At 61.6% G+C, this 19,169-nt stretch carries 18 protein-coding genes; 15 read left to right on the top strand and 3 right to left on the bottom strand.

Annotated features, from left to right (window positions below):
- From ACF8R4_RS01800 to ACF8R4_RS01825, 6 genes are all read left to right on the top strand, one after another.
- The coding region (locus ACF8R4_RS01800) for a type I secretion C-terminal target domain-containing protein (RefSeq protein ID WP_392491570.1) at positions 1-3,513 on the top strand (3,513 nt) is incomplete at its 5' end.
- Positions 3,514-3,658: 145 nt separating this feature from the next.
- Positions 3,659-4,000, top strand: a complete 342-nt coding sequence (locus tag ACF8R4_RS01805; RefSeq protein ID WP_104833641.1) for a tryptophan synthase subunit beta — start codon at positions 3,659-3,661, stop codon at positions 3,998-4,000.
- A gap of 198 nt (positions 4,001-4,198) precedes the next feature.
- Complete coding sequence (locus ACF8R4_RS01810) at positions 4,199-5,098, top strand: TauD/TfdA dioxygenase family protein (protein WP_392491572.1); 900 nt, start codon at positions 4,199-4,201, stop codon at positions 5,096-5,098.
- Positions 5,099-5,115: 17 nt separating this feature from the next.
- Positions 5,116-6,135 carry an ABC transporter substrate-binding protein gene (locus ACF8R4_RS01815; RefSeq protein WP_392491573.1) on the top strand — a complete coding sequence of 340 codons (1,020 nt, stop codon included), beginning with the start codon at positions 5,116-5,118 and terminating at the stop codon, positions 6,133-6,135.
- 6 nt (positions 6,136-6,141) lie between these two features.
- Entirely contained in the window at positions 6,142-7,005 is an 864-nt protein-coding gene (locus ACF8R4_RS01820; protein ID WP_164524014.1) for an ABC transporter ATP-binding protein, read from the top strand.
- A gap of 14 nt (positions 7,006-7,019) precedes the next feature.
- Positions 7,020-7,883, top strand: coding sequence for an ABC transporter permease (locus ACF8R4_RS01825; protein WP_104833638.1), 864 nt, complete (start codon positions 7,020-7,022; stop codon positions 7,881-7,883).
- A gap of 59 nt (positions 7,884-7,942) precedes the next feature.
- Here the strand turns inward: ACF8R4_RS01825 and ACF8R4_RS01830 are convergent, their stop codons facing one another.
- Entirely contained in the window at positions 7,943-8,500 is a 558-nt protein-coding gene (locus ACF8R4_RS01830) for a WYL domain-containing protein (protein ID WP_156867803.1), read from the bottom strand.
- 207 nt (positions 8,501-8,707) lie between these two features.
- On the opposite strand from ACF8R4_RS01830, the gene ACF8R4_RS01835 reads away from it, so the two are divergent.
- From ACF8R4_RS01835 to ACF8R4_RS01870, 8 genes are all read left to right on the top strand, one after another.
- On the top strand, positions 8,708-9,502 hold the full coding sequence (locus ACF8R4_RS01835; protein WP_060499479.1) for a tetratricopeptide repeat protein: 795 nt from the start codon (positions 8,708-8,710) through the stop codon (positions 9,500-9,502).
- Between the two features lie 172 nt (positions 9,503-9,674).
- Positions 9,675-10,127, top strand: a complete 453-nt coding sequence (locus tag ACF8R4_RS01840; RefSeq protein WP_060499478.1) for a MarR family winged helix-turn-helix transcriptional regulator — start codon at positions 9,675-9,677, stop codon at positions 10,125-10,127.
- Positions 10,124-12,211, top strand: coding sequence for an FUSC family protein (locus ACF8R4_RS01845; RefSeq protein ID WP_392491577.1), 2,088 nt, complete (start codon positions 10,124-10,126; stop codon positions 12,209-12,211). The genes ACF8R4_RS01840 and ACF8R4_RS01845 overlap by 4 nt, the downstream gene beginning before the upstream one ends.
- Complete coding sequence (locus ACF8R4_RS01850) at positions 12,208-12,420, top strand: DUF1656 domain-containing protein (RefSeq protein WP_003255905.1); 213 nt, start codon at positions 12,208-12,210, stop codon at positions 12,418-12,420. The genes ACF8R4_RS01845 and ACF8R4_RS01850 overlap by 4 nt, the downstream gene beginning before the upstream one ends.
- Positions 12,417-13,292 (top strand): HlyD family secretion protein, encoded by an 876-nt coding sequence (locus ACF8R4_RS01855; RefSeq protein ID WP_104833635.1) that lies wholly within the window; start codon positions 12,417-12,419, stop codon positions 13,290-13,292. Before ACF8R4_RS01850 ends, ACF8R4_RS01855 begins: the two co-directional genes overlap by 4 nt.
- Positions 13,289-14,719 carry an efflux transporter outer membrane subunit gene (locus ACF8R4_RS01860; protein WP_060499475.1) on the top strand — a complete coding sequence of 477 codons (1,431 nt, stop codon included), beginning with the start codon at positions 13,289-13,291 and terminating at the stop codon, positions 14,717-14,719. The genes ACF8R4_RS01855 and ACF8R4_RS01860 overlap by 4 nt, the downstream gene beginning before the upstream one ends.
- Before the next feature lie 67 nt (positions 14,720-14,786).
- A complete protein-coding gene (locus ACF8R4_RS01865; protein ID WP_082426405.1) occupies positions 14,787-15,575 on the top strand; it encodes an RHS repeat-associated core domain-containing protein in 789 nt (262 codons plus the stop codon).
- 108 nt (positions 15,576-15,683) lie between these two features.
- A complete protein-coding gene (locus ACF8R4_RS01870; protein WP_392491580.1) occupies positions 15,684-17,627 on the top strand; it encodes an FTR1 family protein in 1,944 nt (647 codons plus the stop codon).
- A gap of 27 nt (positions 17,628-17,654) precedes the next feature.
- On the opposite strand, the gene ACF8R4_RS01875 is transcribed toward ACF8R4_RS01870, so the two are convergent.
- Together ACF8R4_RS01875 and ACF8R4_RS01880 are read right to left on the bottom strand one after the other, a co-directional pair.
- Positions 17,655-17,900, bottom strand: coding sequence for a TIGR02647 family protein (locus tag ACF8R4_RS01875; RefSeq protein WP_060499473.1), 246 nt, complete (start codon positions 17,898-17,900; stop codon positions 17,655-17,657).
- A gap of 69 nt (positions 17,901-17,969) precedes the next feature.
- On the bottom strand, positions 17,970-18,269 hold the full coding sequence (locus tag ACF8R4_RS01880; RefSeq protein WP_043203257.1) for a hypothetical protein: 300 nt from the start codon (positions 18,267-18,269) through the stop codon (positions 17,970-17,972).
- Positions 18,270-18,416: 147 nt separating this feature from the next.
- Between ACF8R4_RS01880 and ACF8R4_RS01885 the strand changes: the two genes are divergently transcribed.
- On the top strand, positions 18,417-19,079 hold the full coding sequence (locus ACF8R4_RS01885) for a glutathione S-transferase (RefSeq protein WP_060499472.1): 663 nt from the start codon (positions 18,417-18,419) through the stop codon (positions 19,077-19,079).
- The last annotated feature ends 90 nt before the right edge of the window (positions 19,080-19,169 follow it).

Below are 19,169 nucleotides of genomic sequence, written 5' to 3' on the forward strand. Positions count from 1 at the left end.
ATCACCGTGCCGGCCAACGGCACCGTGGGTACTACCACCGTGACTGCGCCGGACAACCCGTACGTGGGCGCCAACGACCCGGTCGTGAAGTCGATCGCTTCGGTCAGCGGCACCGACGTCGGCAAGTTCGAGCAACTGACCCTGGACAAGGCGCCGGTGACCACCACCGTGACCGACGAACCAGGCTCGGGCACACCGGGTACTGGCAACCAGGGCGACGTCACCACGGTCGGCATCACCGGTACCACTTCGCTGACTGAAGGTGAAACTGGCCAGTACACGCTGACCCTGAGCAATGCGTCCAAGTCCGAAGTCACGATCACGCTCAGCTACAGTGGCACCGCCAAGAACGGTGAGGACTTCTCTGGTGTCACCACCGTGAAGATTCCGGCCAACAGCACAGGCACGACGTTCAACATTGCTACCATCGACGACAAGCTGGTCGAAGGTACCGAGAACTTCACCGTGAAGATCGAGACCGCCACCGGTGGTACCTTCGAGAACCTGCAGGTTGACAGCACCAAGTCGAGCGTGACCACTGCCATCCTCGACAACGACCACCTGCCGGTTTCGCCCGGTGGCGCGGTGTTTGGCGTGGAAGACACTGACTACGTGTTTGCATGGAGTGATTTCAAAACCACCGATGCCGATGGCAACACTGGCTTGTCCGTAACCATTACCTCGCTCCCGGCCGCTGGTACCCTGCAGTTCTTCAACGGTACTGCATGGGTGAACGTGACGGTCAACCAGGTGATCAGCCAGGCCGACATCACTGCCAATAACCTGAAGTTTGTGCCGGCTCTCAACCAGTCGGGCGCGGACAACTATGGTGGCAACGGCGTGGGCAACCAGCAGGCCGACTACGCGCAGTTCAAGTTCAAGCCGAACGACGGCACCAACCTGGGCAGCGAAGTGACCATGAAGGTCGACATCAGCCCGGTTGCCGACAAGCCGACCCTGAGCTTCGGCAGTGCTGATATCGACTCCAAAGGCCTGACCAAGGAAGTCTGGAACACCCTGAAAAACCTGGGTACTGGTGGTAATGGCATTACCGGTGACGACCTGAAGACGGTCTTTGCCAACTCTGGCAGTGCCAACTCCAGCAGCACCATTACCAACGTGCAGTCCGATGGCAGCGTCACCGCTGGCACCGGTTCGAAGACCTCGGGCCTGATCTACCTGGAGGCTGGCAAGACCTATACCTTCAGCGGTACCGCTGACGACAGCTTTGTGCTCACCATCGGTGGCAACACTGTGGTCACGGCTACCTGGGGTGCTGGTGGCAAGATTTCGGGCACCTTTACCCCGACCACCAGCGGTTACTACCCGATCGAGGTCTACCATGCCAACCAGTCTGGTCCAGGCAGCTATGACCTGAACATCCAGGTAGGCTCGGGTACTGTTACCGACCTGAGCAGCTCGAACATCAAGATGTACCAGAACGTGACCGAGATGGCCAACGCTGGCCTGGGCGTGTCCGATCTGCACACCGTGAATGGTCAGAGCTACTACGACGGCTACAAGCTCAACGAAGGGCCGGAAGGTGGCTCGGTGAAACTGGTCGGTATCTCCACCGCCCTGACCGATACCGACGGCTCGGAAACCCTGAACGTAACCCTCAGCGGCATTCCGAAAGGGACCGTGCTGAGCGATGGTGCTGGCCATACCGTAACGGTAGGCAGTAGCCCGGTTGATGTGACGGGCTGGAAACTCAGCAGCCTGACACTGACGCCGCCGGCCTACTACAAAGGCTCGTTCGACATCACGGTCACCTCGACTGCCACCGAAAGCCTGGGCGGCTCGGCCATCACTACCGGCAATATCCCGGTGACGGTGTATGCCGCGACCTATAAGGCCAGCGTGGGTACCTCGGGTAACGACACGATGACCGGCAGCGAAGGCAACGACATCATCGTCGCTGACGTGGCGGGCCTGAACGTGGTTCAGGGCAAGAACTACAACATCGCCTTCATGGTCGACAGCTCGGGCAGTATGAGCGACAAGTCGATTGCCGACGCGAAGACGCAGCTGGCTTCGGTGTTCAATTCGCTCAAGGCCAGCCTGGGCTCCGACACCTCGGGTACCGTGAACATCTTCCTGGTCGACTTCGACACTCAGGTGAACAAGAACGTGGCGGTGAACCTTGCCGACCCGGATGCCCTGAGCAAGCTGCAGGCAGTGCTGAACTCGATGGTGGGTGGCTACTACGGTGGTGGTACCAACTATGAGGACGCGTTCAAGACGACGGCCAACTTCTTCAAGAGCACCATGGCGACCAGCAACACCGGTGCGGAGAACCTGACGTACTTCATCACCGACGGTAAACCGACGTACTACCAGAATGGAGAATCGACCAACCCTCGCCTGTGGACAGGTGGCAAGTACCTCGATGATGTTGTGAACGTCAACAATTTCAAAATTGGCGACTCGTTCAGCACCATGGTCGATAGCACGCACAAGCTGGAAATCAGCAGCAACGGGACAGTCACGCTTTATACCTACAAGAGCAATGGCCGCCTGGACTCGACCAACGAGCTGGGTACGATCCACGCTCAAGGTGACGGTACTTACGAGCTGTCTTACCTGGCTGGTAACGGCGGGACGAGCTCGAGTAACCTTTACTATGCTGCTGATGGTTCGACGGCCAGCTTCAGCCTGCTTTCTGGTGTGACCAAGGTGCAAGCCATCGGCCTGAACAGCGATGTCACGCTGAGCGACCTGAAACCATACGACAGTGCAGGCAAGCCACAGACCAACATCGATCCTTCCGACCTGGCGAAGGCAATTCTCGGTCACACCGAAGCAACGGTGCCAGGTGCCGACACCATCGATGGCGGCAACGGCAACGACATCATCTTCGGTGACTTGATCACCCTCAACGGGGTTGTCAGCGAGGGTTACCAGGCCCTGCAGACTTACGTCGCCCAGAAGAGCGGGGTCGAGGTCAGCTCCGTTACCACCAGCAATGTCCATCAGTACATCACCGAGCACTACACCGAGTTCGATATCTCCGGTGCCAAAGACGGCAACGACATCCTGTCGGGCGGCAATGGCAACGATATCCTCTTCGGTCAGGGTGGTAACGACACGCTCGATGGCGGCAAAGGTAATGACATCCTGCTGGGCGGTACCGGCAATGACACCCTGATCGGTGGCCAGGGCAACGATATCCTGATCGGTGGCAGCGGTGCCGACACCTTCGTGTGGAAGGCGGGCGACATCGGTAACGACGTGATCAAGGACTTCAAGGTGGCCGAGGGCGACCGTATCGACCTGAAAGACCTGCTTCAGGGCGAGAAGGGCAGCACCATCGACAACTACCTGAAGCTCACCACGGTGGAAGGCACGACGACGCTGCAAGTCAGCAGCGAAGGCAAGCTGAACGCCGAAGGTGGTATCGCCAACGCCGACGTGACCATCAAGCTGGAAGGGGTGAACTGGTCCAACACCACGATCAACTCGTTGATCAGCGGTGCCGACCCAACCATCATCATCCACAACAAAGACAGCTGATAGACCACCGGGGCCGCTTAGCGGCCCCGGCTCTTTCCTGCCATCTGCCAACAGCGCATACTCTTGCGCCGGGCCTGCGTGCCTGGCGATCTTTGCCTATGCTGCTGTCTACCAACAAGGAACCAACGTGACGAGGAACACCGCCATGTTCTACGTGCAACGCGACGCCGCTGGCCAGTTGCTGCGGGTAGAAGCAGCCGCTTTTGACCAGTTCACCGAAATGCTCCCCGCCGACCACACCGATGTTCAGGAATGGTTCGCCGATGACGTTGTGGAAGACAGCCTGACCCAGCTCAAGCAAAGCGATCTGGATATGATCCGCGTGCTTGAAGACCTTATCGATGTGCTGACCGCCAAGGGCGTGTTCAAGATCACTGACTTGCCCCCAGGAGCGCAGACCAAGCTGGCCAATCGTTCCACGGCGCGCAAGGCGCTCAGCAGCCTGAACAACCTCATCGACGAAGAAGAGCAGGGCGGGCTGATCTGATCGTGGGCCGCCCCGCCCCCAGTGCTATGGTTATGCGTTAAAGGTATTTAAAATATTGCTCTTATGACTTTATAGTCGCTTCCACTGCGTACCCGTCGACCAATCGATGCGCCGCACGACTTGAACCCACACGGGAAAACCCCGTGCGTTTCTGATCGTTGCGCGCCATTGAAGTCGCGCACTGCGTGGGAGTGAAAAATGTCAGCCGCCTTGAACGCCTTGTCGTCCATCGACAGCGCCCAGCCGCAAGTGTTTGAAATCCACCCGTTCTCCGGTGCCGTAGGCGCCGAGATTATCGGCCTGGACCTGGCCAAACCGGTCAGCACCGAGGATTTCACCCGTATCCATCGCGCCCACCTCGACCACCATGTGCTGGTGTTCCGCGACCAGCGGATCAGCCCGGAACAGCAGATTGCCTTCAGCCGCCGCTTCGGTGAGTTGCAGATCCATGTGCTTAAGCAGTTCCTGCTGACTGGCCACCCCGAGATCCTGATCGTTTCCAACATCATCGAGAACGGCCAGAACATCGGCCTGGGTGATGCCGGCAAATTTTGGCACTCGGACCTGTCGTACAAGGAGCTACCAAGCCTTGGTTCCATGCTGCATGCCCAGCAACTGCCCAGTGAAGGTGGTGACACCCTGTTCGCCGACATGCACAAAGCCTGGGACGCTGTACCCGACGCCCTGCGCAAAGTGGTCGAGGGCCGCAGTGCCGCTCACTCCTACATCGCCCGCTACGCCGAGACCAAATTCGAAGGCAACTGGCGCCCGACCCTGACTGCCGAGCAACTGGCGCAGGTAAAGGAAGTCATTCACCCGGTAGTCCGCACCCACCCGGAAAACGGCCGCAAAGCCCTGTTCGTCAGTGAAGGCTTCACCACCCGCATCGTCGGCCTGCCAGACGATGAAAGCCGCGACGTGCTGCAACAGCTGTACGCCCTGAGCGTGCTGGAGCAGAACATTTACCGCCATCAATGGCAGCCCCACGACCTGGTGTTCTGGGACAACCGCTCGCTGATCCACCTGGCCACTGGCTGCCCCGCGCACCTGCGGCGCAAGCTGTACCGCACCACCATCCAGGGCGATGCCCCGTTCTGACGACTGAGGAAACCATCATGCGCAAATCCATCAGCCGCCTGGCGGCAAGCATCGGCCTGGGCGCAAGCCTGGTCGTCGGCAGCCTGGCTGCCCCCGCCGTGGCCCAGGCCGAAGGCAAGATCCGCATTGCCGAACAATTCGGCATCGTCTACCTGCTGCTGAACGTGGTGCGTGACCAGCACTTGATTGAGAAACACGGCAAGGAGCTGGGCATCGACATCGAAGTCGACTGGGCACAGCTGTCGGGTGGCTCGGCCATCAACGACGCACTGTTGTCCGGTTCGGTGGACATCGCCGGCGCTGGCGTCGGGCCGCTGTTGACCGTCTGGGACCGCACCAAGGGCCGGCAGAACGTGAAGGCCGTGGCTTCGCTGGGCAACTTCCCGTACTACCTGGTCAGCAGCAACCCCAACGTGAAGACCATCGCCGACATCTCCGACAAAGACCGTATCGCCGTTCCGGCGGTAGGTGTTTCGGTGCAGTCGCGCTTCCTGCAGTACGCCGCTGCCCAGCAGTGGGGCGACAAGGCATACAACCGCCTCGACAAATACACCTTGGCCGTGCCGCACCCGGACGCCACCGCCGCGCTGCTGGCGGGCGGCACCGAGCTCAACGGGCACTTCTCCAACTCGCCGTTCCAGGACCAGGTACTGGCCAACAAGGACGTGCATGTGGTGCTCAACAGCTATGACCTGCTCGGCCCCAACTCGCCGACCTTGCTGTTTGCTACCGAGAAGTTCCGCAAGGACAACCCCAAGACCTACAAGGCCTTCGTCGATGCTCTGGCCGAAGCCGCAGACTTCGCCCAGAAAGACAAGGCGGCTGCCGCCGACACCTATATCCGCGTAACCAAGGCCAAGATCGATCGCGACACGCTGATCAAGCTGATCGACAACCCACAGTACGAATTCACCGTTACGCCCAAGAACACCTACAAGCTGGCCGATTTCCTCTATCGGGTAGGCGCCATCAAGCACAAGCCGGAGTCGTGGAAGGACTACTTCTTCCAGGATGAACGCCCGCTGCAGGGGAGCTGACCGATCATGACCGCCCCATTGCCAGGCCACACGGCCAGCAACCTGAGCCGTGTCACAACGCCGCCTTTGCTCAAGGTGGATAACCTCAGCCTCGAATACCGCACCGCGCAACGCGTGGTGCGGGCCACCCATCAGGTCAGCTTCGAAGTCGACCGCGCTGATCGTTTTGTACTGCTCGGCCCCTCCGGCTGTGGCAAGTCCACCCTGCTCAAAGCCGTGGCCGGTTTTATCCAGCCGCAAGAAGGGCAGATTCTGCTGCAGGGCCAGACAGTGCGTGGCCCAGGCCCCGACCGCATCGTGGTGTTTCAGGAGTTCGACCAGTTGCCGCCGTGGAAAACGGTGAAGCAGAACGTCATGTTTCCGCTGCTGGTGTCTGGCCAGCTCAAGCGGGCGGAGGCGGAGGAACGGGCGCTGCATTATCTGGAAAAGGTCGGTCTGGCCGCCTTTGCCGATGCTTATCCTCACACGTTGTCCGGTGGTATGAAGGCACGTGTGGCAATTGCCCGGGCCTTGGCCACCCAGCCCAAGATCCTGTTGATGGATGAGCCGTTCGCCGCCCTGGATGCGCTGACCCGGCGCAAGATGCAGGAAGAGCTGTTGCTGCTGTGGGAGGAGGTGCGGTTCACCCTGTTGTTCGTCACCCACTCCATCGAAGAAGCCCAGGTGGTTGGCAACCGTATCCTGCTGTTGTCGCCGCACCCGGGGCGGGTGCGTGCCGAAGTGCACAGCCACCAGTACAACCTGGGCAGCCTGGGTGGTAGCGACTTCCAGGCCAGTGCCCGGCGTATTCACCGTTTGCTGTTCGACGAGGCGGATACCCCGGAACAGGCAGACGACCTTGGCTTCAACGATATCCGCATCGCCTACTGACAGGAGCTTCAGCCATGACCACTACACCTGTACGCCAGGAATACGAGGTGCAGCTGGAGCCCCTGCTCAGTGTGCCTGTAGAACGCCAACTCCCCTTGGTGCAGCGCTTGTGGCAGCAAGGCTGGCTGCGCAAGGCGGTTATCCTGCTGGTAATCGCGATGCTGTGGGAGGCCGTAGCCCGTTATCAGGGTAACGACCTGCTGCTGCCAGGCTTCTTGCAAACCGCCGCCGCCCTGTGGGACGGCCTGGCCAGCGGTGAACTGCCCGCCAAAGTCGGGGTTTCGCTGGTGATACTGCTCAAGGGCTATGTGCTGGGTATCGTCCTGGCCTTTGGCCTGACCAGTCTGGCGGTTTCGACCCAGCTGGGCCGGGACCTGCTAGGTACACTGACGTCAATGTTAAACCCGTTACCGGCCATTGCGCTGTTGCCACTGGCCTTGCTGTGGTTCGGGCTGGGCGACAATAGCCTGATCTTCGTGCTGGTGCATTCGGTGCTGTGGGCGTTGGCGCTCAATACCTACGCCGGTTTCCTTGGTGTGTCGGAAACGCTGCGCATGGCTGGCCGCAACTATGGCCTGAAAGGGCTGCGGCTGGTGTTGCACATCCTGGTGCCGGCGGCCTTGCCGTCGATCCTGTCGGGGCTGAAGATCGGCTGGGCGTTTGCCTGGCGTACCCTGATCGCTGCCGAACTGGTCTTTGGTGCCAGCAGCGGCAAGGGCGGGCTAGGCTGGTACATCTTTCAGAACCGCAACGAGCTGTATACCGACAAGGTGTTTGCCGGGTTGGCGGTGGTGATTCTGATCGGGTTGTTGGTGGAAGGGCTGGTATTCAACACCCTGGAGCGGCTGACTGTGCGGCGTTGGGGGATGCAGCGCTAGATCTTGAGCCTGTACCGGCCTCTTCGCGGGCAAGCCCGCGAAGAGGCCGGTACAGGTTATCAACCAAGGTACTGAGCTGCCGCATTGCTCAAGATCTTGCCAATTTCCTCGCGCAACCCCGCAGGCTGCTCCACCACAACTCCATCCCCATGGCTCAACAGCCACCAGCGCAATGGCCAGCCATCGTTCACCGTGGCCCGCAACCGATGCCCATGCTCTAGCGCCGTCAGCTGCATATCGTTGCTCAACGGTGCAATCCGCAACTGCCGCGCCAGTGCGTCGCTGATCCGCGCCACCAGCTCCACACCTTCGCCCTGCGCCGGTTGCAACCCGTCCCCCCGCAGGTGCGTCAGCAAGTCGAAATTACCGCGCAATTCACCCACCGCACTTGCCGACCAGTGCCAGCCGAACGGGATGCTCTTGTCATTGCGTTCCAGCGGAAATATCAGCGAAAGCTCGTTGAGGTCACGCTCGACCGTGCGTTTGCTGACCGTGAAGCCCACGTCACGCAGGCGCCACACCAACTCGGCGCTGGTTATGCCTGGGGAACGGCTGGGCAGCTGGCGCAGCAGTGCCCATTGTCGGCTGAGGGTGGCGCGGGTGGTGGCGAACGGCAAAAGATAACGTCCTTGTCTAGGCTTGCCGCAATAGGATGGCGGCACGCGAGGGGCATGGCAATTGGCCACAGCCTGCTCAGATCAAGGAAGTCGCATTTGGTTGCCTGGTACCGAATCGTTCGCGACAGGTTTTGACGTGACGTCACGCAGAATCACGCCTCATCACAGCCGAAGGTTGGGGTTGTGCGTCGTTCAATGAGGATGAACATGTCTGCTGCCAGCAATATCCATTCGCTGCTTGCCCGCCTTCTGCCCGAGCGGGTCATCGCTCCACCGAGCCCCGTCGGGAGGCGGCCACCCCTGTTCGCCGGCGTGGGCTTGCCCAGCCAGCGCTCATTGCTGGTCAACCGCCTGGATGAGGCCAGTGACCTGCAGGCGGTATACGTCGACCTGCGTAGTCAGGCGTTGCAAGGCAGTGTGGCGGCGCTGAACGACCTCGGCTGGATCTGGCTCAACGGAAAGTACTGGCGCGCCGATACCGTGCTGGCCGGTCACCTGCTGCGCATGGCTGCTCTGCAGGGCAATGCCGCCGCCTGGTTCAATCTCGGTCAGCAGCATTATTTTGGCAAAGGCATCGACCCCTCCTACGTGCAGGCGGCGGAGTGCTACCGGCAGGCCTTCGAACGGGGCATGTTGCATGCGGCTGCAGCATTGGGTGACCTGTATGAGGAGGAAGTGTGCGATGGCGACCAGGATTGGCAGGTCGACCTGGTGCAGGCTTACCAGTGGTTCATGCGCGGGGCCGAGCGGGGTGAGGCACGCTGCCGTTTCGAGGTGGGTTACCGGCTGATGCACGGGCTGTATGTGGATGCCGACCTCAAGGCTGCGTTGTACTGGCTGGAGCTGGCGGCAGCGGCGGGGGTGGTACAGGCAGCCGAGGAGCTGGCGGTGCACTTCAGCAGCCGGGACGCGGTGCGCTACCAGGAGTGGCGGGACCGGGCGGTGCAGATGGGCAGTACATTGGCCCTGACCATGAAACTGGAAGACCAGATCCAGCCTTGAGTTTTCTGTAGCTTGTGCCGGCCTCTTCGCGGGCACGCCCGCGAAACGGCCAGCACAGGCTGAAAAATGAACAACAATTCATTCATACCCTCTGTCACCCCCAGTTGACGACAGGGGGAGGGCAAGGCGTATATTGATAGTTAGCAAACTATGAATATCCTTGGTTCCTTCCATGTCCCTTGATCTCCTGCGCCTGCAAGTCAGCAGCGGCATGGTGGTTGCCGCCCGCCACTGGCGGCGCATCTGCCACACCGCCCTGACCGGTTACGGCATTTCCGAGGCCTGCGCCGCGCCGCTGCTGATGATCGTGCGCCTGGGTGATGGCGTGCATCAGGTGGCTGTTGCCCAGGCTGCCGGCCTCGAAAGCCCGTCGCTGGTGCGCCTGCTCGACCAACTGTGCAAGGCCGGCCTGGTATGCCGCAGCGAGGATCCACTGGACCGCCGCGCCAAAGCCCTGAGCCTGACCGCCGAAGGCCGCGCCCTGGCCGAAGCCATCGAAGCCGAGCTGGTTCGCCTGCGTCGCGATGTGCTGAACGGCATCGACCAGGCCGACCTGGAAGCTGCCTTGCGCGTGCTGCGTGCCTTCGAAGCGGCCGGCCTGGGCAGCACGGGCGGGGCGGCATGAACGGTTTCTTCAGCTCAGTCCCCCCGGCGCGTGACTGGTTCTACGGCGTGCGTACCTTCGCGGCCTCCATGATCGCCCTGTACATTGCGCTGCTCATGCAGTTGCCACGTCCCTACTGGGCGATGGCCACGGTGTACATCGTCTCTAGCCCGTTCGTCGGCCCGACCAGTTCCAAGGCCCTGTACCGCGCCGTGGGCACACTGTTGGGGGTCGGTGGCGCGATTTTCCTGGTGCCGCCACTGGTGCAGTCGCCGTTGTTGCTGAGCATCGCCATTGCCTTGTGGACGGGCACCTTGCTGTTCCTGTCGCTGAACCTGCGTACGGCCAACAACTACGTGCTGATGCTGGCCGGTTATACCCTGCCGATGATTGCGCTGGCGGTGGTGGATAACCCGCTGGCAGTGTTCGACGTGGCATCGTCCCGGGCGCAGGAAATCTGCCTGGGTATCGTCTGCGCGGCAGTGGTCGGTGCCATTTTCTGGCCGCGCCGGCTTGCCCCTGTGGTGGTTGGCGCCACCGGTAGCTGGTTCACCGAAGCGATCCGCTACAGCGACACCTACCTGGCCCGCGAAGTCAGTGCCGACAAGGTTGGTGGCATGCGCGGGGCGATGGTCGCCACCTTCAACTCGCTGGAGCTGATGATCGGCCAGCTCGGCCATGAAGGCGCCGGCCCGCATACGCTGAAAAACGCCCGCGAGTTGCGCGGGCGCATGATTCACCTGCTGCCAGTGATCGACGCCCTTGATGACGCACTGGTTGCCCTGGAAGGCCGCGCCCCGGCGCAGTTCGTTCAGCTTCAGCCAGTGCTTGAGGCTGCCCGCGATTGGCTCAAAGGCACTGCCGAAAGTGCTTCGGTCGCACGCTGGACCGCACTGCATGAACAGATCGATCGCCTGCAGCCCGGCGCTGCTGCCCTTGACCAACGTGCCGAGCTGCTGCTGTCCAACGCCCTGTACCGTCTGAGCGAATGGGCTGACCTGTGGCAGGACTGCTGTACCCTGCAACACGCCCTGCGCACCGACGACGCTACGCCTTGGCGCGCGGTGTACCGCCACTGGCGCCTTGGTCGCCTGACGGCGTTCTTCGACCGTGGCCTGATGCTGTATTCAGTGGCCTCCACCGTACTGGCGATCGTTGTCGCCTGCGGCCTGTGGATCGGCCTGGGCTGGAACGACGGCGCCAGCGCGGTGATCCTCGCCGCTGTGTCGTGCAGCTTCTTTGCCGCCATGGACGACCCGGCACCGCAGATCTACCGGTTCTTCTTCTGGACGCTGATGTCGGTCATCTTCTCCAGCCTGTACCTGTTCCTGGTGCTGCCCAACCTGCACGACTTCCCGATGCTGGTGCTGGCCTTCGCCGTGCCGTTCATCTGCGTCGGCACCCTGACCGTGCAGCCGCGCTTCTACCTGGGTACCTTGTTGACCATCGTCAACACCTCGACCTTCATCAGCATCCAGGGCGCCTACGACGCCGACTTCTTCACCTTCCTCAACTCCAACCTGGCCGGCCCCGTGGGCCTGCTGTTCGCGTTCATCTGGACCTTGGTAATGCGCCCGTTCGGTGTGGAACTGGCGGCCAAACGCATGACCCGCTTCGCCTGGCGCGACATCGTAGAAATGACCGAACCCGCCACCCTGGCCGAGCACCGCCAGGTGGGTGTGCAAATGCTCGACCGCCTGATGCAGCATCTGCCGCGGCTGTCGCAAACCGGCCAGGACAGCGGCGTGGCACTGCGCGATTTGCGCGTAGGGCTAAACCTACTCGACTTGCTCGCCTACATGCCGCGTGCCGGCCAGCAAGCCCGCGAACCCCTGAACACGGTGGTCGAGGAAGTGGGCGCACATTACGCCGCCTGCCTGCGTGCCGGCGAACGCCTGCATGCCCCGGCCGCACTGCTGCGCAACATGGAGCGTGCACGCCTGGCGCTGAACCTGGATGAGCTGTACGAGCGCGGCGATGCCCGCACCCACCTGCTGCATGCCCTGAGCGGCTTGCGACTGGCGCTGCTGCCGGGTGTGGAAGTGATGCTCGAACCCGCCGAACAACCGCAACTGCCTCCCGGCCTCGACGGAGCACCCCTGTGATTGGTGAACTGGATATCAGCGGGGTGTTCCTGCCCACGCTGCTGGTGATGATGTTTGGCACCTACCTGTTGTTCCTGGGGGTGCACGCGGTGCTGGTGCGCCTGCACTTCTACCGCCTGGTCTGGCACCGGGCGTTGTTCAACGTTGCCCTGTATGCCGTGCTGCTTGGCGCGGTGGACCACTTTTGCCGAAACCTGATGCTGCCATGAAAAAACCTTTGCTGACCCTGGGCCGTGTGGTCCTGACCTTGCTGGTAGTGACCTTCGCCGCCGTGCTCGTGTGGCAGATGGTGGTGTACTACATGTTTGCCCCCTGGACCCGCGACGGCCACATTCGCGCCGACGTGATCCAGATAGCCCCGGATGTGTCCGGGTTGATCCAGAAGGTCGAGGTGCGCGACAACCAGACCGTCAAACGCGGCGACGTGCTGTTCACCATTGACCAGGACCGCTTCACCCTGGCCCTGCGCCAGGCCAACGCCACCCTCGGCGAGCGCCAGGAAACCCTGGCCCAGGCCTCACGCGAAGCACAGCGCAACCGCAAACTGGGCAACTTGGTGGCCGCCGAGCAACTGGAAGAAAGCCAGTCCCGCGAGGCCCGCGCCCGCTCGGCTGTCAGCGAGGCACAGGTAGCGGTCGATACCGCCCAGCTCAACCTCGACCGCTCGGTGGTACGCAGCCCGGTAGACGGCTACCTCAACGACCGCGCCCCGCGTAATCACGAATTCGTCACCGCCGGCCGCCCTGTACTGTCGGTGGTCGACAGCGCTTCGTACCACGTCGATGGCTACTTTGAAGAAACCAAGCTGGGCGGTATCCAGATCGGTGATGCCGTGGATATTCGCGTGATGGGTGACAACACCCGCCTGCGCGGCCATGTGCAAAGCTTCGCTGCCGGCATTGAAGACCGCGACCGCAGCAGCGGCGCGAACCTGCTGCCCAACGTCAACCCGGCGTTCAGCTGGGTGCGCCTGGCCCAGCGTATTCCGGTACGCATCGCCTTCGACGAAGTGCCGGCAGACTTCCGCATGATTGCCGGGCGCACCGCCACGGTGTCGATCATCGAGGGCCAGCACCCATGAAACAGCTGATCCTGGCTGGTCTGTGCCTGTTGCTGGGGGCCTGCATGATGGTGGGCCCCGACTACGAGGTGCCGAAAGACGCGGCGGTACAACGCAGCGACCTCAACGGCCCGTTGCGCCAGGATGCCGACAGCGTGGTCTCGGCACCGGTGCCTGAGGATTGGTGGCAGCTGTATCAGGATCAACGGCTGAACGAACTGGTGCGCCAGGCTTTGAGTGCCAACACCGAATTGCGCGTAGCCGCCGCCAACATCGCCAAGGCCCGCGCGCAGGTCGAAGTGGCCGAATCGCAAGGTGGCTTCAACGGCGGCGTCAAACTGGGTGCCCAGCGCCTGCAGGAGTCGGGTGAAGCTTTCCTGCTGCCCGAGAAGGTGCCGGTGGCCAACATCGGCGAGGCCATCATCAGCGCTTCGTATCAGTTCGACCTGTGGGGCACTTTCAAGCGCGGTACCGAGGCTGCCAAGGCCAATGCCGACGCAGTGCAGGCCGCTGCCGACACTGCTCGCATCACCCTGGTGGCGGATGTGGTCAAGGCTTATACCCAGGTGTGCTCGGCCAACGAGGAATACCACATCGCCCGCGAGTCACTCGACTTGCAGGAGCAAAGCGTGAAGCTGAACCAGCGCCTGCGTGATGCCGGGCGTGGTGATGAAACCCAGGTCACCCGGTCGCAAACCCAGTTCAAGTCGTTGCGTGCCGAACTGCCGCGTTTCAAGGCCGAGCGCGAGACCGGCATGTATACCCTGGCGGCTCTGCTGGCCAAGCCTGTTGACCAGTTGCCTGCCGGTACCGCCGATTGTGCCGAGCTGCCGCACCTGAACCAGCGGGTGCCAGTGGGCGATGGCGCCGCGTTGCTCAAGCGCCGTCCAGACGTGCGTCAGGCCGAACGCCAGCTGGCTGCGGCCACCGCGTACATCGGCGTTGCCACTGGCGCGCTTTATCCGGATATCAGCATCGGCGCCCAGGTTGGCACCATCGGCATCCTGGAGAACCTGGGCGAGCCCGCGACCAACCGCTGGGGCTTCGGCCCGCAGATCAGCTGGAGCATCCCTACCAACGGCACCCGTGCGCGCATTCGCATGGCTGAAGCCTCTACTCAGGCGGCCTTGGCAAACTTTGATGGCGTGGTGCTGAACGCCATTCGCGAAACCCAGACCCGCCTGGCGCAATACAGCGCGCTGCTGGACCGGCGCGATGCGCTGGCCGAGGCAGAAAAATCGGCCAAGGAGGCGGCAGACCAGACGCACCGGTATTACCAGGCGGGGCGTGAGTCGTTCCTGGCAGATTTGCAGGCGACGCGGACCTATACCGATATGCGTGCCCAACTGGCGGCGGCCAACAGCCAGGTGGCGATGGGGCAGATTGGGGTGTTTTTGGCGTTGGGGGGGGGCTGGAAGGAAAGCCCAGCTGGGAAGTCACGCCCATAGATCTACTAGTTACTTGACCGTTTGAGTGTTCGTCATGCTCTGCCTGACCTAACCGAGCGGGTGGAACATGGAAGAAGTTACGTGTTGTTTGTCTGACTTCATCATGGATGGGCAGACTCAAAACTTTTGTGCAAAGTCCAGTTATACGCCTTATGGGTTCGATGCAACTCAACCAATCGGGGGGCTGGGCTTTAATGGCCAGCCTCATGACCGGGTGACAGGATGTCATCTGCTAGGCGCCGGCTACCGGGCCTTCAGCCCTGTGCTGATGCGATTTAACAGCCCGGACAGCTGGAGTCCGTTTGGCAAGGGCGGGTGGAGCAGTTATGCCTATGTCTCGTGCGACCCCATCAATTACGTTGATCCAACGGGGCATGTTAAGCAACCTCCGCGCCCATTATCGTTACAGATGGATTCCAAACCGAAATTGAATTCGCCAACCCGAGCGCGCAGTGCTCCCGTTTTAGCGTCACCCTCGTCGAGACGATCGCCATCGAGTACATCTAGCTCTTCCGGAGGGCACTCAGCCAGCAGTGGGCGTTACAGCTCTCAATTATCATGGAGCTCCAGCGCATCTTCAGGCTCCAGCAAGGGCTGGACGTTAGACAAATCCAACGCCACTTTCAAAATGCTGACCGATTCTGAGCAGAAAGTGTTTGATGTTTTTCAGAACGCCATACATCACTTTGGCATGTCTCCCAAAGACGCTTCAATGTTGGCGGGTGCCAGTAACTATAAATTGCTATCCAACAATAAAGTTGACAATTTTCAAGTTCGCCTTAGCAAAGGACAGCGTGTATCGGGTGAAATTGAAGGTAAGACTGCAATCATTCGTCAGGTAGGTGGGCATACATGACACCGCTGGGGAACCGGAGGCAAAGCCATCCCGCTTTGTCAGATTTGTAGCAAGATTTTTCATGAAATCCGCCCAGCACCCTTGAGGGAAGCCAAGTCAGAGTGAACAATGTTCTCTTTCGCATTCCCTTCGAGACTGGCCATGAAAATCCGTTCCCGTCTGTTCGCCTGGCTGCCGGCTATATTGGTCGGCCCGGTACTGGCGCTGTGCAGTACCTTGGCGCTGGCCGAGTCCCCCGCCGAGGCCGCCAAGGCCCTGCACCTGCTGGACTACATTGGCGCCGACTACCCTCCGACCGTGCAAGAGGGCAAGGTGGTCGACGCTGGCGAATACCGCGAGCAACAGGAGTTCAGCACGGTATTGGCCGAGCTGGTCAAAAGCCTGCCCGCAAATACCGAGCAAGGCGCTCTGGAGCAGGGCGTCCAGGCGTTGCGCCAGGCCATTGATCAGCGCCAGGACGGCACGGCAGTCGCCAGGCAGGCCCGCCAACTGGGCGCGCGCCTGGCAGTGGCCTACGAGGTCAGCCAGGCGCCGGTGATCACCCCGGACCCAGCTCGCGGCGCTTCGCTTTATGCGCTGAACTGCTCGATCTGCCACGGCGACACTGGCGCAGGCGACGGCCCGGCAGGCGTGGGCCTGGATCCTGCGCCTGCCAACCTGCGCGATGTCGCGCGCCTTGACCAGTTGAGCCTGTTCGACCTCTACAATACCCTGGCCTTAGGCATCGACGGCACCGAGATGCCGTCCTTTGCCGACCAGCTGGATGACCGCCAGCGTTGGGATGTGGCCGCCTACATCGCGAGCTTCACCGCCAAGCCGGAAGCCGGCAAAGGCGACAAGACCTGGAACATTGCCGACCTGGCCCGGCAGACCCCGGCCGAAGTTGCCGTCAATGAAGGCATCGCGGTCGTGGAAGCGTTCCGTGCCCAGCGTGCACAGCCGCCGCAGGTCAAACGCGGCCCGGCGCAATTGCTCGAATACACCGCCAGCACGCTGGACAAGAGCCTGGCCGCCTACCGCGCAGGTGACCATGACCAAGCTTATGACCTGTCGGTAGCGGCCTACCTGGAAGGCTTCGAGCTGGTGGAAAGCTCGCTGGACAATATCGACACTCAGGTGCGCAAGGACACTGAAAAATCCCTGATGGCTTATCGCCAATCGTTGCAGGACGGGTTGCCCGTGGCCCAGGCCGAGCAACGGCTGGCCGAAGCCAAGGCCAAGCTAGACCAAGCCGCGAAGCTGTTGGGCAGCGATGGCCTGAGCTGGTCGCTGAGCTTTATCTCTGGCTTGCTGATCCTGCTGCGCGAAGGGCTTGAAGCGATTCTGGTACTGGCGGCGATCCTGGCCTTCCTGCGTAACACCGGGCAACAGTCAGCGGTGCGTAGCGTCAATATCGGCTGGGGTCTGGCACTGGTTGCCGGCTTTGCCACCTGGGCATTGGCTGCCTATGTGATCGATGTGGGCGGCGCCCAGCGCGAGCTGCTGGAAGGTTGTACGGCGTTGTTTGCTGCTGTGATGGTGCTGTGGCTTGGCGTATGGATGCACGACCGCCGCCACGCCGCTGCCTGGCAGAGCTACATCAAAAGCAGCCTGGTCAGCGGCGGCGGACGATTCGGCTTCGCCTTGCTGGCGTTTTTCTCGGTGTACCGCGAACTGTTCGAAGTGATCCTGTTCTACGAGACCCTATGGTTGCAGGCAGGCCCTGCCGGGCACCAGGCGGTGCTGGCCGGTGGCGCCACGGCGCTGGTGCTGTTGGTTGGGCTGGCCTGGGTGATCCTGCGTGGCTCTGCGAAGCTACCGCTTTCGCTGTTCTTCAGCGTCAACGCCGCTCTGCTGTGTGCGCTGTCGGTGGTGTTCGCCGGGCATGGCGTGAAAGCGCTGCAAGAGGCTGGTGTACTGGGTACGCGGCCGGTGGCGTTCTTCGAGTTCGACTGGCTTGGGATTCATGCCGATGCCTACTCGCTGTCGGCGCAGGCGGTGGCCTTGCTGGCCATCATGGTTCTGTATGGGCGCTCGCGGTTGACGGAAAAGGCCAGGGCGGCGGCCAACTGAGGCCGCCATCCTGAGAAACCTATTTGATCAGGCAGGTTGTGGCGCCTTGAGAATGTTCTGCAGCAGCTGGACACTTTCGACGGCGTCATGACCCAGGCTGGTCAGGTAGCCGCCATCGGGTTGATCGGTCAGCCCTTTTTCATGCAGGCGTTGCGCAGCCGCGATCAGGGCAGGGGCGGCGGTGCTGGTTATCTTGATGCCTTCCTGGCTGCTGTCGTGTTTGAACAGCGCGAGTACTTCCAGTTCAGCGATCAGATCGGGGGTAAAGGACATGGCGACTCCTGACTTCCAGACAAGGATGGCGGCACCGCTGACGGTGCCTGACCTAGGAGTGTAGACGGGTTATTCGTCGTCGCCTTGATCCATCTCAGGTGGCAGCTCAGGCAGCGCCCGCAGGGCATTCTCGTACCACTCGCCGTCGAAGGCGCGGTCTTCCACCAGCATGTTGTCGATCTCGAAGGCCAGCACATGGGCCATCAGGTTGAGGATGTCCTCGCGCTCGTAACCGACCAGGGTCAGCTTGTTGAAGGTGGCCTTGGCCGCAGGCGGTTCGCCGCTTTCAATCTGGTTCTCGATCGCCTGGGTCAGTGTCGCCTCGGCGAAGGCTTCGTCGTCATTGTCGATGTCGGTGGGCTCGCTCATGGCGGTACTCCTGTTGGGGGACACACAGTGTGCCACGCCTGTGGCGGCAATGCCCGGGCATTGACGGGGTGCATGACGCTGGTCAGGGGCGGGCGTACGGTCTATAAAAGCCGGGCCAACCCCTTACGGCCTGGAGGCTGTTACCCCATGCTCAAGCTTTACGGATTCTCGGTCAGCAACTACTACAACATGGTCAAGCTGGCCCTGCTGGAAAAAGGCCTGCCCTTCGAGGAAGTCGCATTCTATGGCGGCCAGGCGCCACATGCGTTGGCAGTGAGCCCTCGCGGCAAGGTGCCAGTGCTTGAAACCGAACACGGCTTCCTCAGCGAAACCAGTGTGATCCTCGACTATATCGAACAGACCCAAGGCGGTAAGGCGCTGCTGCCCGCCGACCCGTTCGGGCAGGCCAAGGTGCGTGAGCTGCTCAAGGAAATCGAGCTGTATATCGAGCTGCCGGCGCGTACTTGCTATGCCGAATCATTCTTCGGCATGTCGGTTGAGCCTCTGGTCAAAGAGAAAGCCCGGGCCGATTTGCTGGCCGGGTTTGCCACCCTCAAGCGCAACGGTCGCTTTGCGCCGTTTGTAGCAGGCGAACAACTGACGCTGGCAGACCTGATGTTCTGCTTCTCGGTCGACCTGGCTTATGCCGTGGGCAAAAAGGTGCTGAACATCGACTTCCTGGCGGACTTCCCGCAGGGCAAGGCGTTGCTGCAACGGATGGGCGAGAACCCGCACATGGCGCGGATCGTGGCAGACAAGGAGGCGGCGATGCCAGCCTTCATGGAGATGATTCGCAGCGGTAAACGCTGAAATCAGAGTTGGGCCATTCGCGGGCGAGCCCGCTCCCACAGGTAAAGCACCGCTTTTGAGGCCGGTGCAATACCTGTGGGAGCGGGCTTG

This window comes from Pseudomonas sp. FYR_2, from assembly GCF_043106425.1.
Taxonomy (GTDB): domain Bacteria; phylum Pseudomonadota; class Gammaproteobacteria; order Pseudomonadales; family Pseudomonadaceae; genus Aquipseudomonas; species Aquipseudomonas monteilii.

Excerpts from the sequence above, each read along its gene's own strand:
- ACF8R4_RS01810 (WP_392491572.1), top strand. The coding sequence starts at position 4,199 with ATGTCAGCCGCCTTGAACGCCTTGTCGTCCATCGACAGCGCCCAGCCG.
- ACF8R4_RS01880 (WP_043203257.1), bottom strand. The coding sequence starts at position 18,269 with ATGAGCGAGCCCACCGACATCGACAATGACGACGAAGCCTTCGCCGAG.
- ACF8R4_RS01860 (WP_060499475.1), top strand. The coding sequence starts at position 13,289 with ATGAAACAGCTGATCCTGGCTGGTCTGTGCCTGTTGCTGGGGGCCTGC.
- ACF8R4_RS01875 (WP_060499473.1), bottom strand. The coding sequence starts at position 17,900 with ATGTCCTTTACCCCCGATCTGATCGCTGAACTGGAAGTACTCGCGCTG.
- ACF8R4_RS01845 (WP_392491577.1), top strand. The coding sequence starts at position 10,124 with ATGAACGGTTTCTTCAGCTCAGTCCCCCCGGCGCGTGACTGGTTCTAC.
- ACF8R4_RS01835 (WP_060499479.1), top strand. The coding sequence starts at position 8,708 with ATGTCTGCTGCCAGCAATATCCATTCGCTGCTTGCCCGCCTTCTGCCC.
- ACF8R4_RS01825 (WP_104833638.1), top strand. The coding sequence starts at position 7,020 with ATGACCACTACACCTGTACGCCAGGAATACGAGGTGCAGCTGGAGCCC.
- ACF8R4_RS01865 (WP_082426405.1), top strand. The coding sequence starts at position 14,787 with ATGGAAGAAGTTACGTGTTGTTTGTCTGACTTCATCATGGATGGGCAG.
- ACF8R4_RS01805 (WP_104833641.1), top strand. The coding sequence starts at position 3,659 with ATGTTCTACGTGCAACGCGACGCCGCTGGCCAGTTGCTGCGGGTAGAA.
- ACF8R4_RS01885 (WP_060499472.1), top strand. The coding sequence starts at position 18,417 with ATGCTCAAGCTTTACGGATTCTCGGTCAGCAACTACTACAACATGGTC.
- ACF8R4_RS01815 (WP_392491573.1), top strand. The coding sequence starts at position 5,116 with ATGCGCAAATCCATCAGCCGCCTGGCGGCAAGCATCGGCCTGGGCGCA.
- ACF8R4_RS01855 (WP_104833635.1), top strand. The coding sequence starts at position 12,417 with ATGAAAAAACCTTTGCTGACCCTGGGCCGTGTGGTCCTGACCTTGCTG.
- ACF8R4_RS01840 (WP_060499478.1), top strand. The coding sequence starts at position 9,675 with ATGTCCCTTGATCTCCTGCGCCTGCAAGTCAGCAGCGGCATGGTGGTT.
- ACF8R4_RS01820 (WP_164524014.1), top strand. The coding sequence starts at position 6,142 with ATGACCGCCCCATTGCCAGGCCACACGGCCAGCAACCTGAGCCGTGTC.
- ACF8R4_RS01870 (WP_392491580.1), top strand. The coding sequence starts at position 15,684 with ATGTTCTCTTTCGCATTCCCTTCGAGACTGGCCATGAAAATCCGTTCC.